Genomic DNA, 14,857 nt, shown 5'->3' with positions numbered 1-14,857 from the left:
CAGCGATCAGGCGTCACGGCGCCTGATTAAATATACGTATTCACCGCCTTGCTCACCCTGATCTACCAGATCATGCCCCAAAAACTGGCAAAAGCGAGGAATATCCCTAGTGGTAGCGGGGTCAGTGGCTAGAACCCTCAAAACCTCCCCTACTGCAATATCAGTGATTCGGGTATGCAACATCATGACCGGCTCAGGGCAAAACAGCCCTCGCGTATCCAGTTCCGCGTGAAATTCCAGGTTTCCCAAGTGTCACTTCCTCTGGTTCTCGTGATTTTTTAGAATTCGGTGCTAAATTATTGTTTATAGCACCGAAAATAAAGGGAGACTTACATGATCCGGGTTCTGATTGAACGCCATATTGCCGAAACGCTGGAGACTGCCTACGAACTTCGTGCCCGCAAAGTACTTCAACAGGCGGTCAGCACTCCCGGGTTTATTTCTGGCGAAACGTTGGTAGATAGCAATGATCCCAACCATCGGATTACACTGGCAAACTGGCGCTCAGAGCTTGACTGGACCCGGTGGTACCACTCAGACGAACGCAAAGAACTGATGACAGAACTGATTCCCATGATGGATCAGGACGAGATCATCACTATTCTGAAACAGAGCCCAATGCCCTAAACGCATTAATCAAGCCGCTCAATGAAACAGGTTATCTCCTCTCTATCATGGTAGAGATGGCGTGCTTTCAATGTGTAGTTCAAGCCGGCGTCTTCTAGCCCCCGGGCAATAAGATCCCGGCACACAAGCCATTCCTCGTAGCGTTTTTTCATGGGTAACTTCAGGTTAAATACCGTATAGCGGCACAATTTGCCACCCACCCAGTCCACGGCCAGTCTCGCCGTCCGCTGGGGTTTATCGATAATGTCACAGACCATCCAATCTACAGCTCGCTTTGGCCGCCATGCGTACCCATCGGTTTCAACATGTTCCACATGGCCTGTTGCCATAAGATCGGGATTCATTGGCCCGTTATCAATAGCTGAAACCATCATGCCCTGCTGAACCAACTGCCAGGTCCAGCCACCGGGTGCAGCTCCAAGGTCAACGGCTTTTTTTCCTCCGCCCAGATAATCCAGCCAACGTTCCTTCGGCAGAAACACTTTCCACGCTTCTTCCAGCTTCAACGCCGAACGGCTTGGCGCCGAAGCCGGCAAACGCAATCGCAGTATGCCTCCTGGGAAAGGAGAACGATTTCCCTCCAGGCTAAATCCCACAATGGCGGCATCAAAATCATTCATCAGAATTTCCAACCGCGCTGGGGCTTGCCCCTTAGCATCAGACTTCAGCAATCCCGCTTCCCGAAGCCCTCGCGACAGGGGCGCGACCCATTTTCGGGAAAAATTACCAAGATCCTTGTTGTCGTTATTTTCAGATAAACGAACTTCAAGGCGAGCACAACGGTCGCCACGCCAGCCATGGTCTTTCAAAAAACTGACCACTGCACCCACTCTGTCTTTCGGTGGTAAGTCACACTCACCCACAACCGCAAACCAGTCCCGGGTAAACACCAGGCTATCCAACGCCAGCCGGGACATTAGCTGTTCAGCCGTATCAACCCCGCCAATTGTGAAACGAACCTGCCCCGTATTGCGCTCTGGCTGAAAATAGCCATAGATACCCTTGTTTGCAGCCTGATCGATCAACTCCTGCCCTGCCTCGGATTCAAATCCGGGCCTGCACATCAGCATTATCTGTTGCATCACTTACCTTTGCGTCAAACCTTGCCGGAATTCTGACGCCCCGACAGAGGTGAAACTTGAACCTGTTTAACAGCCGTTTTTGACAATGCCAGCTACACTCTGCACACCAACTTCAAACGGATATCTTTAATGGTACCGCGAACCCAGTCTTTGCTTCTGCGCAGCTTATTTTTACTGGCAGGCCTTTTAGTGACAGCCCTGGCAGAAGCGCAATGTCCGGTATTGGACGTTAACGACGCAAGTGCACGGCAACTCATTAATAATCACCTGTGCTACGCCATTACCCGACCAGGCGAACAGGCTCACTCCGCGTCCGCGCCGGAAGCATTGCCAGAGGATATGAAATGGTTGCCAGCAGCAGGCCACGATCTGGTCTTCAGCCATACAGACTCAACCTACTGGATAAAGCTGCTGGTTCAGAACAGGAGTCCTCAGCAAAACCTTTGGTACTTAAAACTTAACTATCCCCTATTGGACGAAGTCACCTTTTGGCAAAAATCCGGCGTTGATGCCCTCTCAGATGCTGCCCCAACGCTGGTGACCGGTGACCTTCTACCTTTTTACAGCAGGGGCATAGATTACCGTTATTTCCTGCTTCCCGTCACACTGAAGGCAAAAGAAACCCGCACTATTTTTGTCCGGGTCCACAGCAGTGGGGCTCTGAATGTGCCGCTTAGCCTGGTGACGCCCAGTGAGCTGATATCTAAAAGCAATCACTTAACGCTTGTGCACGGCCTTTTCTACGGCGCATTGTTAATTCTGGCCGCCTTTAACCTTCTGTTATTTGTCAGCTCTGGTACCCGCTACTATTTTCACAACGCTTTCTACACCGCCTCCATGGCCATGTTTCTGTTCGCCATGGGAGGATTTGGTAACGAGTATTTCTGGCCGAACAATTCCGGGATTGCCAACATTTCCATCCCACTATTGCTAACCATCAGCGCTCTGGCGATGGCTCTTTTCGGGTGGTCATTTCTGGAAGTACCACGACACACCCTCTCTGAAAGAACGCTCCGGACGCTGGCCTGGTGTGCTGCCGGCTTGCTCGGGCTTACACTGGTTCTGCCATATACAAAATCTATCCTGATCAATACTGTTTTTACGCTTTTCGTTATTGTGGTACTCACCATCATTGCCACCATTCGTTGGCGACAAGGGTATCAACCGGCCTTCTGGTACCTGACCGCCTGGATGGTTATGGTTATCGGAGCACTGATCTACGCATCTGCTGCCTTTGGTTATCTGGGAGACTACCAGGCCAGGGAAGTTATGATGCAGGCCGTAGTCGGCGCTCAGGTAGTCCTGCTTAACTACGCCATGGTTCAACGCTGGCGCCTGCTAAACCAGAAACTCCTTGATATCGAACACCAGGCACGCACTGAACTGGAACTGAAGGTTCATGAGCGCACGGCTCAATTACGCAACACCATGCGCGAACTGGAACACGCCAACCGTAAATTGGAAGCCCTCAGCCTGAACGATGCACTTACCGGGCTTTATAACAGAAGGCATTTGGACAAACTGATGCCGGAGCTTTGCCTGGAAGCAAAGCGAACCGGCCAACCTTTGAGTATCGCACTATTTGACGCCGACCATTTCAAGCGCATCAACGATACCTGGGGTCACAACTTTGGTGATCACTGCCTGCGTTTGATTGCCGATATTTTACGGCGCCACGTCAAACGCCCAAGAGATGTGGCTATTCGTTTTGGCGGTGAAGAGTTTGTGCTATTGCTTCCGGACACCGACATAGCGGGTGCAACACGGCTCTGCGAGAGCATCCTTGCAGAGATCCGCTCCACGGTTATTGACGCACCGGGCGATGAAGGCGTGACCATAACACTCAGTGCCGGACTGGCAGAAATGACCCATGAAGAAGACCCGCGCAACCTTTTTCGCCGGGCTGACGAAGCACTCTACCACTCAAAGTCCATAGGCCGAGACACTCTGACTCCTGCCTGACTCCCCCTTCAGCCAGCTATTTCCTCTATAAACTGACGGGACAGAACGGCAGCCTGCCTGATCAGACTGCCCTGATCCAGGGGATGCCGGACAGGCGGTACGAAATCATGATCACCACCGTCCAGCCAACAAAGGCGAGTTATGCCTTCCTGATGACCTTGAGCCTTCAACTCGTCAGGCCTTCCGAACGGGTCACGCGTGCCCTGAACGATCAGAAGCGGGCAACGGATTGCTGACAGATGATTCGTACGCCAACGGTCGAGCTTACCCGGCGGATGAAAGGGATAGCCGAAACACACAACACCATCGACACTGTCTACACCGTCACTGGCCAAAACCGATGCCATTCGCCCCCCCATGGACTTACCACCAATAATGAGGGGGCACCGGGCACCAATTTCCCCGCGAACACGTTGTATTTCTGCCTGAAACGCCCCCAACAAAACCGGCTGTTTATCCGGGAAGCGCTTTTTTCCGTCCTCTCGCCGCTTTTTCATGTACGGAAATTCAAATCGCACACAAGCGATTCCCTGGTATTCAAGCTCTCGCGCTAAAACGTCCATAAATGGAGAGTCCATTGGCGCCCCGGCACCATGCGCAAGAATAAACGCTGCCCGGGCATTGCCGGGATAGCCTTTAGTCGTAATTCGGTCCACAACATTCACCTCAACCTTGGCAGACGGTATCATTACCAACTTTGACAAACCCCTTAAAACCTTTTGAAAGAGCCGGAATCCATTCCAACTCACTGGTCAGACTACCTATTCCGACACTTTTGATGGATGTCAGGAGTTGACCTGAATCATTGCAAAGGGGTCATGGTTTCTCCATACTTGCGGCCGCATATTCCCCCATAAAAACCCATTGGTAAGGCTATGAGCACAGTAAATACAAACCTGACATACAACTACAAGGTGGTGAGACAGTTCGCCATCATGACAGTGGTGTGGGGTATTGTTGGTATGGCCCTGGGAGTGCTGATTGCAGCACAGCTGGTTTGGCCATCCCTCAACCTCGATCTCCCCTTCACACATTTCGGCCGCCTGCGGCCGCTGCATACCAATGCCGTAATCTTCGGCTTTGGTGGTAGTGCACTGTTCGCGACAGCGTACTACGTTGTTCAACGGACCTGTCAGGCTCGCCTGATCTCCGACGGTCTGGCCGCCTTCACCTTCTGGGGTTGGCAAGCCATTATCGTGTCTGCAGCCATCACTCTTCCGATGGGCTTGACCACGACCAAGGAATACGCCGAACTGGAATGGCCTATCGACATCGCAATTGCGGTGGTTTGGGTAGTCTACGCAATCGTGTTCTTTGGCACGATTACCAAGCGCAGCACTCCTCATATTTATGTAGCCAACTGGTTCTATGGAGCCTTCATCATCACTGTTGCCGTGCTCCACATCGGTAACAATATGGAGCTTCCCGCTACCGCCTTCAAGTCTTACTCTGCATACGCTGGTGTAACTGACGCCATGATGCAGTGGTGGTATGGCCACAACGCCGTAGGTTTCTTCCTGACCGCAGGCTTCCTGGGCATGATGTACTACTTTGTACCCAAGCAGGCTGACCGTCCGGTTTACTCCTACCGTTTGTCTATCGTCCACTTCTGGGCTCTGATTGCTACCTACGTCTGGGCCGGCGGGCACCACCTGCACTACTCTGCCCTGCCTGACTGGGCACAAACTGCAGGCATGGTTATGTCTCTGATTCTGCTGGCTCCCTCCTGGGGCGGTATGATCAACGGTATGATGACCCTGTCTGGCGCGTGGTACAAACTACGCACTGATCCTATTCTGCGTTTCCTGGTGGTGTCCCTGTCCTTCTACGGTATGTCTACCTTCGAAGGCCCGATGATGTCCATCAAGACCGTAAACGCCCTGTCTCACAACACTGACTGGACCATCGGCCACGTACACGCAGGTGCTCTGGGCTGGGTTGCAATGATCAGTATTGGCGCAATCTACCACCTGGTTCCGAAGCTTTGGGGTCAGAAAGAAATGCACAGCGTTTCGCTGATCAACGTTCACTTCTGGCTGGCCACTGTCGGTACGGTTCTCTACATCGCTGCGATGTGGGTAAACGGCATCATGCAGGGTCTGATGTGGCGCGCAGTGAATGAAGACGGCACGCTGACATACAGCTTCGTAGAATCACTGGAAGCCTCTTATCCTGGTTACTTTGTCCGCTTTATCGGTGGTGCCATCTTCCTGACCGGCATGCTGATTATGGCGTACAACGTATACATGACCGTACGCCAGAAAAAAGCGGTTGCTGAAAACAATGCGGCAACTCAGGCGGCCTAAGGGGAGATTGACCAGATGAGACATGAAATAGTCGAGAAAAACCTTGGTCTGATGATCGTACTGATCGTCTTTACCATCAGTGGCGGCTTCCTGGCCGAAGTTGTTCCCATGTTCTTCAGCAAAGACGTGAACGAGCCGATAGAAGGTCTTGAGCCTCTGTCTGCCCTGGAGCTTGAAGGCCGGGACATCTATATCCGCGAAGGCTGCCATGTGTGCCATACCCAGCAGATCCGTCCATTCCGTGCGGAAACTGAGCGCTATGGCCACTACTCCGTAGCGGGCGAGTTCGTTTACGACCGTCCGTTCCTGTGGGGTTCCAAACGTACCGGGCCTGACCTGGCTCGTGTAGGCGGTCGTTACTCAGATGCATGGCAGCGCCAGCATCTGTTTGACCCGCGCAGCGTGGTACCCGAGTCCAACATGCCAGCGTTCCCTTGGCTGTTCGAGAACCGAGCCGATCATGAAAGCATTGAAGCACGCATGAAAACACTCCAGACCCTTGGCGTTCCCTATACGGACGAACAAGTTGCTGGTGCAGCTGCTGAACTGAAAGGCAAGTTCGAAATTGAAGCACTGGTCGCATACCTGCAGCAGTTAGGCACTGTGCTTTCAGAGAAACGGTGATCCAATGGATATCAATGAGTTACGCGGAATTCACTCGCTAGTGGTAATGGCAGCATTCTTTGGCATCATCTGGTGGGCTTACAGCGCCCACCGAAAGAAAGCCAATGACGAAGCCGCACACCTGCCCTTCGATGATGACGAAGTGGATAAGCGTACGCTCGAACAGGAAAAAACGGAGAAGAAACAATGAGTACCTTCTGGAGCGTTTGGGTCAGCGTGATCGTGCTCGGTACTGTGTTCGGCTGTGCGTGGCTGCTTTGGGCCACTCGTAAAAGTCAGACAACCGACACCGAAACTGACAAAACTATGGGCCACTCTTTCGATGGCATCGAAGAGTATGACAACCCGCTACCAAAGTGGTGGTTCTACCTGTTCCTTGGAACCTGTATTTTTGCCTTGGGCTACCTGGCACTGTATCCAGGCCTTGGTAACTACAAAGGCCTTCTGGGCTGGACGTCTACTAACCAATGGGAAGCAGAAGTTCAGGTAGCAGAAGACAAATACGGCGAAATCTATGCCCAGTTCGGTAAAACACCAATACCTGAACTGGCACAGAACGAAGACGCCATGAAAATTGGTCAGCGTCTGTTTGCCAACAACTGCTCTGTGTGCCACGGCACCGCAGCTCGCGGCCAGGTAGGCTTCCCCAACCTGACAGATAAAGACTGGCTGTGGGGTGGCTCTCCGGACCAGATCCTGCACACTATCGCAATGGGTCGTAATGGCACCATGACACCGAAAGGCGTCATGCCAAACATGAGCAATGAGCAGGTAGACCAGGTGGTCAACTACGTTCTTAGCTTCAGCGGTCGTGAACAAGACGCTGATGCCGCAAAAGCCGGTGCCGCGGTATTTGCTCAAGCCTGCACCGCTTGCCATGGCGCTGACGCTAAAGGCATGCAAGCTATGGGTGCGCCGAACCTGACAGACAACATCTGGCTGTACGGTTCGACCTACGAATGGATCAAAGAAACCGTAGTAAACGGTCGCCAGAACCAGATGCCTGCTCAGCAAGGCCGTCTGACTGACGACCAGATTCAGATTTTGGCAGCTTACGTTTATAGCTTGTCTAACTGAATCTGACCCGGCCGGGGCCTATCCCGGCCAGGTCTTTTCAACCCTGTATCTGCTCTTGCGGGTACAGGCTTGAAAAGATCTGCAGACCCACCGAGGCCCGCTCCCAGCAATATAAAGTACCGGGAGGTATCCATGAGCAATGAGATTCCTGTTAAACAGGTTGACCCAACACCAAATCCTTCCGACAAGGGCAATAAAGACAAATCCATAGACCTTTATGCCAGTCGGCAGAAAATCTATGTGAAAGAAGTTAAGGGGTTATTCCAGAAAATCCGTAACGTCAGTTTGCTGGCGCTCATGGGTATGTATTTTCTTTTTGCATGGCTCACCCTTGATGGTCAACCGCTCATCCATTTCGACCTGCCCGCACGGGAGTTCCACCTATACGGTGTGACCTTCTACCCGAAAGATTTCTTCCTGCTTTCGGCAATGCTGATCATTTCTGCGTTCGGTCTGTTCTTTATTACCACCCTGTTTGGTCGGGTGTGGTGTGGTTATACCTGCCCTCAAACGGTCTGGACATTTATCTTCATGTGGATTGAAGAAAAGGTCGAGGGTAATCGGAACAAACGTATCAAGCTGGACAAAAGTCCCAACTCTTCCGAAAAAATAATCAAAAAGACTATCAAACACACACTTTGGCTCTTGGTAGCATTGGCCACCGGCCTGACCTTTGTAGGCTACTTCTACCCTATCCGTGAATTGATCGTTGACTTGTTTACCCTGCATGCCAATGGCTGGGCCTATTTCTGGGTAGCCTTCTTTACCGTAGCGACTTATCTGAATGCCGGCTGGATGCGGGAGCAGGTCTGCCTGTATATGTGCCCATACGCCCGGTTTCAGTCTGTTATGTTCGACGCCAACACCCGTATCGTGTCTTACAACCCGAATCGGGGCGAGCCTCGCGGTAGTCGCAAAAAAGGTGCAGATCCTGCAGAACTGGGTTTAGGCGACTGTATTGACTGTGACCAATGCGTACAGGTATGCCCTACTGGCATCGATATCCGTGACGGCCTGCAGTACGAATGTATTGGCTGCGCACTGTGTATTGATGCCTGTGATGAAGTTATGGACAAGATGGGCTATCCCAAAGGCCTGATCAGCTACACCACGGAAAACGAACTCGAAGGCAAAACCTCGAAGCTGTTGCGCCCCAGAACCTTTGGCTATGGTGCTGTGCTAGCCACAATGATTGGCACAGTCATCTTCATTATTGCGACCCGCGTCCCCGCTCAACTAGACGTACTTCGCGACCGCGGTGCTCTGTTCAGCTTCAATGGTGAAGGACGGGTAGAGAATTCGTTTACCGTTAAGATCCAGAACATGACAGAAGTACCTCAAAGCTTTGAGCTGTCTGTAGATGGACTCGAAGATATCCGGATCATAACGCCAACTTCAGTAACAGTGGCCAGTGGTGAGGTCTTGTCACTACCCACAGTTGTCGATGTTCTGCCGGAATCGATTGAAGTTACAAACAGCACAATCCGCTTCCAGGCAACATCAACGACCGACTCGTCTCTGTTACTGGAAACTGAAAGCCGGTTTGTTGGTCCAAGGCCACGATAATCGTGGCCCAAACCGGACATTCAATCAAAATTCGAGATGAAATAAGTCATGACTGACAACACTGCTGTATCTCCCTGGTACCGCCAGCCTTGGTTCTGGTTCCTTGCCATTTTCCCACTGGCGTCCATTATGTGGGGCCTTACCATACTGGTGATCTCCGCCAACCTTGATAACCCTATGGTTAGCGACGATTACTCGAAGGAAGGCCGCGGCATTAACATGGAGATCGCCCGTGATCAGAAAGCCTCAGACATGCACGTTGCAGGCAGTCTTAAGTTTACAGGGCGTAAGGCAACGCTCGAGCTTGACACTCAAGACGGCCCCGCCGACTTTCCCTACATCATTCTTAACCTCTACCACCCAACCCTGGGCGACCGGGATCGAGTAGTTCAGTTGCAGCGACTGGTCCCGGGTGAATACTCCGGCAAGATGCTTGAAGACTTTGACGGTCGCTGGTATTACGACATTCAAGGTCCGGATGGCGACTGGCGCGTTAAAGGCCAGATCTGGTTGCCGGCAGAACATGCCGTCACAATTGATGCAAAGGGTAGCGCGCAAGGGTGACCCCCCAGAATTGCTTCCATTGCGGTGAGCCTGCGGAGGGTAATCCACCGATTACCCTCCAACTTGAAGGCGAAGAACAACACTTTTGCTGCCAAGGCTGCAAAGCGGTATGCCAGACCATCCATCAGGAAGGTCTGACTGGCTTTTATGACCTTCGCACCGAACCGGCCATCAAGCCAAAAGAGCTCAGTCAGTCACAACTCCTCCGCCTTCGTGAACTGGATCACCCTCTGGTGCAGCAATCCTTTGTGTCGCCTGTAAAAGCGGGGCAAGAAGCCCAACTTCTTATTGGTGAGATCACTTGCGCTGCCTGCATCTGGCTGCTTGAAAACCATATGAAGCACAAAGCCGGCGTTCAGAGCTTTACGGTCAATCACACCACCCAGCGAGCCCGGCTAATCTGGTCACCTGAAAAAACATCCCTGAGCGACCTTCTGATTGCCATCTATGAGCTGGGCTACACTGCCCGCCCCTATCAACCCGATGCGGCCGAACAAGCACTGAAAACTGAACACCGTTCAATGCTGATCCGCCTGGCTGTTGCAGGAATTGGCACATTCCAGAGCATGATGCTGGCATTTCCTCTGTACTTTGAACTCATCAGCGAGTTATCCGTAGAGTTTGTCAGTTTTTTCCGGTGGTTTGGTTTGATTGTTGCCACACCGGTGGTTTTTTACAGTGCCCGCCCCTTTTTCCGCAATGCCCGCAGAGACCTTGAATCCCGGCACCTGACCATGGATGTACCTGTCGCCATTGCAATTGGCCTGGCCTACGGTGCCAGTGCCTGGGTAACAGTGTTTGGTGGGCAGGAGGTGTATTTTGAGTCAGTCTGCATGTTCACATTCTTTCTGCTGCTGGGCAGATACATCGAAGTCCAGGCTCGCTATCGGGCAGGGTTGACAGGTAATGCACTGGCGGGCTTTCAGCCAGCGATAGCCACCCGCGTGACAGATAATGAGGCGGAGATCGTTCCCGCCCATCAGATTAAGCCAGGCGACATCATTCGTGTTCGCCCGGGAGAGACTCTGCCCGCAGATGGTGAAATCGTCGTCGGTGAATCCACACTCAATGAAGCAGCACTCACCGGTGAATATCTCCCAGAAACCCGACGGCCCGGCGATGCCGTACATGCAGGCAGCATCAACGGGGAAAACCCTCTTGATATAAGAGTGACCAAGGCCGGCGCCCAAACCCGGCTTTCCGGCATTTTGAGAGTACTGGACCGGGTTCAGTCTGAAAAACCACCAGTTGCACGGATGGCTGACCGGATTGCGGGCAAGTTTGTTGGCCGGGTACTGATTCTGGCGCCTGTCGTCTGGATTGGCTGGTGGCTGGCCGGAGCTGACAATGCTTTTGACATCACCCTGTCGGTGCTTGTGGTAACTTGCCCTTGTGCCCTTTCACTGGCAACACCTACCGCCATCACCTCAGCCACTGTCCGGTTGCGAAAACTTGGATTCCTCCCAACCCGGGGACACACCCTGGAGTCCATGAACACTGTAGACACTGTGGTATTTGATAAAACAGGGACCTTGACCCGCGGAGAGCTGAACCTAACCGGCCATAAAATTCTTGGCAGCTTTGATGAAACAACCTGTCTGAGAGTGGCGGCCGGGCTTGAGAAGCAGTCTGAGCATCCCATTGCCAAAGTGTTTCACAGCATGCCTTCGGCTCAGGTTGCCAATGTCACCAACCACTTGGGCGGAGGTTTGTCCGGTCAATTCAACGGTAAAGACGTATTTATAGGCCATAAAGGCTTTGTTGCCAGCCACACTCAAGCCAGCGAGCCCACAACAGGACAAGCCACTGGCATGGAGATCTGGCTGGCAACAGAAGACCAATGGCTGGCTAGTTTTCAGCTTGATGACCAGATCCGGGACGACGCTCCTCTTACCATTAAAACCCTGCAAAGCATGGGCATCCAAACCATATTGCTCAGTGGAGACCGCTCCGGGCACGTTCAACAAGTAGCAACCGAACTTGGCATTACCCGGGCCATTGGCGAAGCCTCACCCGAGCGTAAGCTGGAGGTACTGGATGAACTTCGTGCGCAAGGGCATCGTGTTATGATGGTTGGTGATGGCTTGAACGACTTGCCTTCGATGGCCGGCGCCGGTATTTCAGTCGCCATGGGATCAGCCGCTGATCTTACTCAATTAAAAGCAGATGCGGTGTTGCTGAACGGGCAGCTCTATCAACTTGTTGAAGCCCTGAATACCAGCCAGCAAACCCGCCGGATTATTCGCCAAAACATGATCTGGGCATTCGGCTATAACGTTTGTGCCTTGCCGCTGGCCGCTGCAGGCATGGTTGCGCCGTGGCTGGCAGCCATTGGCATGTCTATCAGTTCACTGGTTGTGGTACTTAATGCCCTGCGTCTGAGCAGGGCTCCGGGCGTAGTTGCCAGCTCACCCAAACCCGCCTGACACCTTTGGGGTAAACCCCGACGAGGAGGTAACGATGCAAATTGTCATGTTTCTGGTTCCCCTGATGCTGATACTGGTGGCGCTCGGCCTTCTTCTGTTTTCGTGGGCAGTAAAAAACGGCCAGTATGATGATATGGACGGCCCCGCACACCGGATACTTTACGATGACGACAAAGACATGATTCCCACAGAATCTCGTATCGATAAAAGTGAAGCCCGGAAAAAAACTGCTGACAGCAGCGAAAGCAAACCAAATCAGGAAAGCTGACAGCTCAAATGCAACCCGAACTCTACCTGAGCTACACAAGCGCCTTTATCATCGGCCTTCTTGGCAGCACCCATTGCCTGGGAATGTGCGGTGGTATCAGCGCATCTTTGTCGATGGCACTACCGGTTGGCAAGGGGTTTCGACTAAGACAGACCTTACTCCTGCTGGCATTCAATTTTGGGCGTATCGGAAGTTACTCGCTGATTGCCGCTGGCATAGCCCTGCTTAGCACCCGTGCAGCCGGTCAATGGCAATGGGCTGGCATATTGCTGATGACACTGGCAGGCATGCTGCTTATTTTTATGGGTTTATCCATGGGGCAGTGGTGGCAGGGGATTCGCTTCGTAGAGAAAATCGGCGCCCCCGTTTGGCAGGCGCTATCACCTCTCACCAAACGTTTTCTTCCGGTAAACAACGCGGGGCAGGCCCTGGCTCTTGGCGCACTCTGGGGGTGGCTCCCCTGCGGACTGGTATACAGCACTCTGGGCTGGGCAGCCCTTCAACCAACAGTGCCCAGCGCCGCACTGACTATGTTCTGTTTTGGCTTGGGTACTCTGCCCTCCATGCTGGCCACCGGCTATGCAGCGCAATGGATCCGAGGCATAAAGAGCAACCAGAATTTCCGGAAGTTCAGTGGTGCACTGCTCATTCTGTTTGGACTGTGGACTTTACCGCTACAAGCACTGCTGAACCTCTGAACACTCAGAGATTCAACACGTCCAGCCGCCCAAAACTCTGTTCAGGCTCAGCGCTCTGCACGACTGCCTGGCGCTTCCCGCCTAACCGCTTACCTTCCCTGAAATCATACAAGTTCGGATCGGCCAGGTGTGATGGCTCGACATTACACAGAGCCCGAAACATGGTTTCCAAACGGCCAGGATGCTCTTTATCCCAGTTCTGGAACATTTCTTTGATGATCTGTCGCTGAAGGTTTTCCTGAGACCCGCACAGATTACACGGAATAATCGGATACTCCCGAAGCTCAGCATAACGGGCAATATCTTTCTCACGACAGAAGGCCAATGGGCGAATAACTGTATTGCGACCATCGTCACTGTGCAGAACCGGCGGCATGGACTTCAGCTTTCCACCATAGAACATATTCAGGAAAAGTGTCTCCAGCATATCGTCCCTATGATGACCAAGGGCGATTTTGGTGACGCCGTGGGCTTCGGCAAAGTTATAGAGAATTCCTCTGCGCAGGCGTGAACACAGACCACATGTTGTCTTCCCTTCCGGCACTTTTTCCTTAACAATGCTGTAGGTGTCTTTCTCGATGATATGATACTCAACCCCAAGGGCCTCGAGGTACCCGGGAAGAATGTCCTCTGGAAAGCCGGGCTGTTTCTGGTCAAGGTTCACAGCAATCAGCTCGAAATTCACCGGAGCACTCTTCTGCAGATTAAGCAGAATATCCAACATCGCGTAGGAGTCTTTGCCGCCTGACAGACAACACATGACTTTATCCCCGGCTTCGATCATCGAGTACTCAGCAATTGCCTGCCCCACATCCCGGCGCAGGCGCTTCTGCAGTTTGTTCAGCTCCAGTTTATGGCAGCGTTCCTGCTCAGAAGCGGGTATATTTTCAGGCTTGGCAGTCATTGCTTCAGACATCGGTTGTACGCTCACAAGGTAAGTGAGCCGGGAATTATACGCACCACATACATTAAGGGACAGGATAGCAACATGGATATGTTGAATTTGAGTCAGGATACCACCGGCAAACGCGCACTCAACCGCATTCGCAACCGCAACGCCATACTCCTGGCAGCCAGAGATTGCTTCCAGGAACACGGCTACGACAACACGACTATCAGGGATATTGTTCGGCGGACCGGGTTGGCGGCAGGTACTTTCTATAATTATTTTTCCAGCAAACAGGATATTTTTGCAGCCTTGCTAACGGACTTTCTGACAGCACTCAACAGTGATATGAGTGCGTACCGCCATTCAGCCAAGTCAACCGAAGAATTTATCCATTCAACCTATTACGCGCTATACAGCGCAACCGCCAAAGACCCTGTGGTCTACGAACTGGCCCACCAGAATCAACGCGCTCTGAGAAACCTGTTTGGCTCCGATATGCTTGGGCTGACCTTACTGTCACTAGAGCAGGACGTCCGTACAGCTATGGAGAAAGGATTATTGCCACCAATTGACCCGGAACATCTGTGCGCTGCATTCTTCGGAGTTGCCTACGACATGAGCATGCTGGTGGCCCGTAAAGCCAGAAAATCTCCGGCGGGTATGGACGAAGAAGCCCGGCGTGCTGCCGAATTCTCGACCGCTCTGTTTCTTGGCGGATTGCCAGCCCTGGCGTCACTTTCAAGCAACAGCTGACAGGCATACTATGGC

At 52.5% G+C, this 14,857-nt stretch carries 16 protein-coding genes; 12 read left to right on the top strand and 4 right to left on the bottom strand.

Translation table 11 applies throughout. From position 1 onward, the window contains the following. Nucleotides 1-6: 6 nt before the first annotated feature. The gene (gene tusA / locus ABYA77_RS03815; RefSeq protein ID WP_372964612.1) at nucleotides 7-249 is read right to left on the bottom strand and encodes a sulfurtransferase TusA; all 243 of its coding nucleotides are present in this window, start codon (nucleotides 247-249) and stop codon (nucleotides 7-9) included. An 84-nt stretch (nucleotides 250-333) separates the two neighbouring features. Between tusA and ABYA77_RS03810 the strand changes: the two genes are divergently transcribed. Further along, a complete protein-coding gene (locus ABYA77_RS03810; RefSeq protein WP_372964611.1) occupies nucleotides 334-627 on the top strand; it encodes an antibiotic biosynthesis monooxygenase in 294 nt (97 codons plus the stop codon). A gap of 5 nt (nucleotides 628-632) precedes the next feature. Here the strand turns inward: ABYA77_RS03810 and rlmM are convergent, their stop codons facing one another. Further along, complete coding sequence (rlmM, locus tag ABYA77_RS03805; RefSeq protein WP_372964640.1) at nucleotides 633-1,709, bottom strand: 23S rRNA (cytidine(2498)-2'-O)-methyltransferase RlmM; 1,077 nt, start codon at nucleotides 1,707-1,709, stop codon at nucleotides 633-635. A 129-nt stretch (nucleotides 1,710-1,838) separates the two neighbouring features. Between rlmM and ABYA77_RS03800 the strand changes: the two genes are divergently transcribed. Further along, nucleotides 1,839-3,671 (top strand): diguanylate cyclase, encoded by a 1,833-nt coding sequence (locus ABYA77_RS03800; RefSeq protein WP_372964610.1) that lies wholly within the window; start codon nucleotides 1,839-1,841, stop codon nucleotides 3,669-3,671. 8 nt (nucleotides 3,672-3,679) lie between these two features. Here ABYA77_RS03800 and ABYA77_RS03795 read toward each other — a convergent pair whose 3' ends face one another. Continuing rightward, on the bottom strand, nucleotides 3,680-4,375 hold the full coding sequence (locus ABYA77_RS03795; RefSeq protein ID WP_372964609.1) for an alpha/beta family hydrolase: 696 nt from the start codon (nucleotides 4,373-4,375) through the stop codon (nucleotides 3,680-3,682). Between the two features lie 171 nt (nucleotides 4,376-4,546). On the opposite strand from ABYA77_RS03795, the gene ccoN reads away from it, so the two are divergent. The 9 genes from ccoN to ABYA77_RS03750 all read left to right on the top strand — a co-directional run bounded on the left by ccoN (nucleotide 4,547) and on the right by ABYA77_RS03750 (nucleotide 13,200). Beyond that, a complete protein-coding gene (gene ccoN, locus ABYA77_RS03790; RefSeq protein ID WP_372964608.1) occupies nucleotides 4,547-5,977 on the top strand; it encodes a cytochrome-c oxidase, cbb3-type subunit I in 1,431 nt (476 codons plus the stop codon). Nucleotides 5,978-5,992: 15 nt separating this feature from the next. Further along, the gene (gene ccoO, locus ABYA77_RS03785) at nucleotides 5,993-6,601 is read left to right on the top strand and encodes a cytochrome-c oxidase, cbb3-type subunit II (RefSeq protein ID WP_372964607.1); all 609 of its coding nucleotides are present in this window, start codon (nucleotides 5,993-5,995) and stop codon (nucleotides 6,599-6,601) included. 4 nt (nucleotides 6,602-6,605) lie between these two features. Then, complete coding sequence (locus tag ABYA77_RS03780) at nucleotides 6,606-6,791, top strand: cbb3-type cytochrome oxidase subunit 3 (RefSeq protein WP_372964606.1); 186 nt, start codon at nucleotides 6,606-6,608, stop codon at nucleotides 6,789-6,791. Beyond that, nucleotides 6,788-7,678 (top strand): cytochrome-c oxidase, cbb3-type subunit III, encoded by an 891-nt coding sequence (gene ccoP / locus ABYA77_RS03775; protein ID WP_372964605.1) that lies wholly within the window; start codon nucleotides 6,788-6,790, stop codon nucleotides 7,676-7,678. The genes ABYA77_RS03780 and ccoP overlap by 4 nt, the downstream gene beginning before the upstream one ends. Nucleotides 7,679-7,810: 132 nt before the next feature. Continuing rightward, the gene (ccoG, locus tag ABYA77_RS03770; RefSeq protein ID WP_372964604.1) at nucleotides 7,811-9,244 is read left to right on the top strand and encodes a cytochrome c oxidase accessory protein CcoG; all 1,434 of its coding nucleotides are present in this window, start codon (nucleotides 7,811-7,813) and stop codon (nucleotides 9,242-9,244) included. Between the two features lie 48 nt (nucleotides 9,245-9,292). Next, nucleotides 9,293-9,808, top strand: coding sequence for a FixH family protein (locus tag ABYA77_RS03765; protein ID WP_372964603.1), 516 nt, complete (start codon nucleotides 9,293-9,295; stop codon nucleotides 9,806-9,808). Then, nucleotides 9,805-12,234: a heavy metal translocating P-type ATPase gene (locus ABYA77_RS03760; protein ID WP_372964602.1), complete on the top strand. Its 2,430-nt coding sequence runs from the start codon at nucleotides 9,805-9,807 to the stop codon at nucleotides 12,232-12,234. Before ABYA77_RS03765 ends, ABYA77_RS03760 begins: the two co-directional genes overlap by 4 nt. Nucleotides 12,235-12,268: 34 nt before the next feature. Then, nucleotides 12,269-12,502: a cbb3-type cytochrome oxidase assembly protein CcoS gene (gene ccoS, locus ABYA77_RS03755; RefSeq protein ID WP_372964601.1), complete on the top strand. Its 234-nt coding sequence runs from the start codon at nucleotides 12,269-12,271 to the stop codon at nucleotides 12,500-12,502. Between the two features lie 8 nt (nucleotides 12,503-12,510). Beyond that, entirely contained in the window at nucleotides 12,511-13,200 is a 690-nt protein-coding gene (locus ABYA77_RS03750) for a sulfite exporter TauE/SafE family protein (protein WP_372964600.1), read from the top strand. A 4-nt stretch (nucleotides 13,201-13,204) separates the two neighbouring features. On the opposite strand, the gene ttcA is transcribed toward ABYA77_RS03750, so the two are convergent. Further along, nucleotides 13,205-14,116 (bottom strand): tRNA 2-thiocytidine(32) synthetase TtcA, encoded by a 912-nt coding sequence (gene ttcA / locus ABYA77_RS03745; RefSeq protein WP_372964599.1) that lies wholly within the window; start codon nucleotides 14,114-14,116, stop codon nucleotides 13,205-13,207. A 72-nt stretch (nucleotides 14,117-14,188) separates the two neighbouring features. Between ttcA and ABYA77_RS03740 the strand changes: the two genes are divergently transcribed. After that, nucleotides 14,189-14,842, top strand: a complete 654-nt coding sequence (locus ABYA77_RS03740; RefSeq protein ID WP_372964598.1) for a TetR/AcrR family transcriptional regulator — start codon at nucleotides 14,189-14,191, stop codon at nucleotides 14,840-14,842. The last annotated feature ends 15 nt before the right edge of the window (nucleotides 14,843-14,857 follow it).

This window comes from Marinobacter sp., assembly GCF_041595835.1.
Lineage (GTDB): Bacteria > Pseudomonadota > Gammaproteobacteria > Pseudomonadales > Oleiphilaceae > Marinobacter.
The sequence above is the reverse complement of the archived record's forward strand: the minus strand, read 5'-3'. Positions and strand labels throughout refer to the sequence as shown.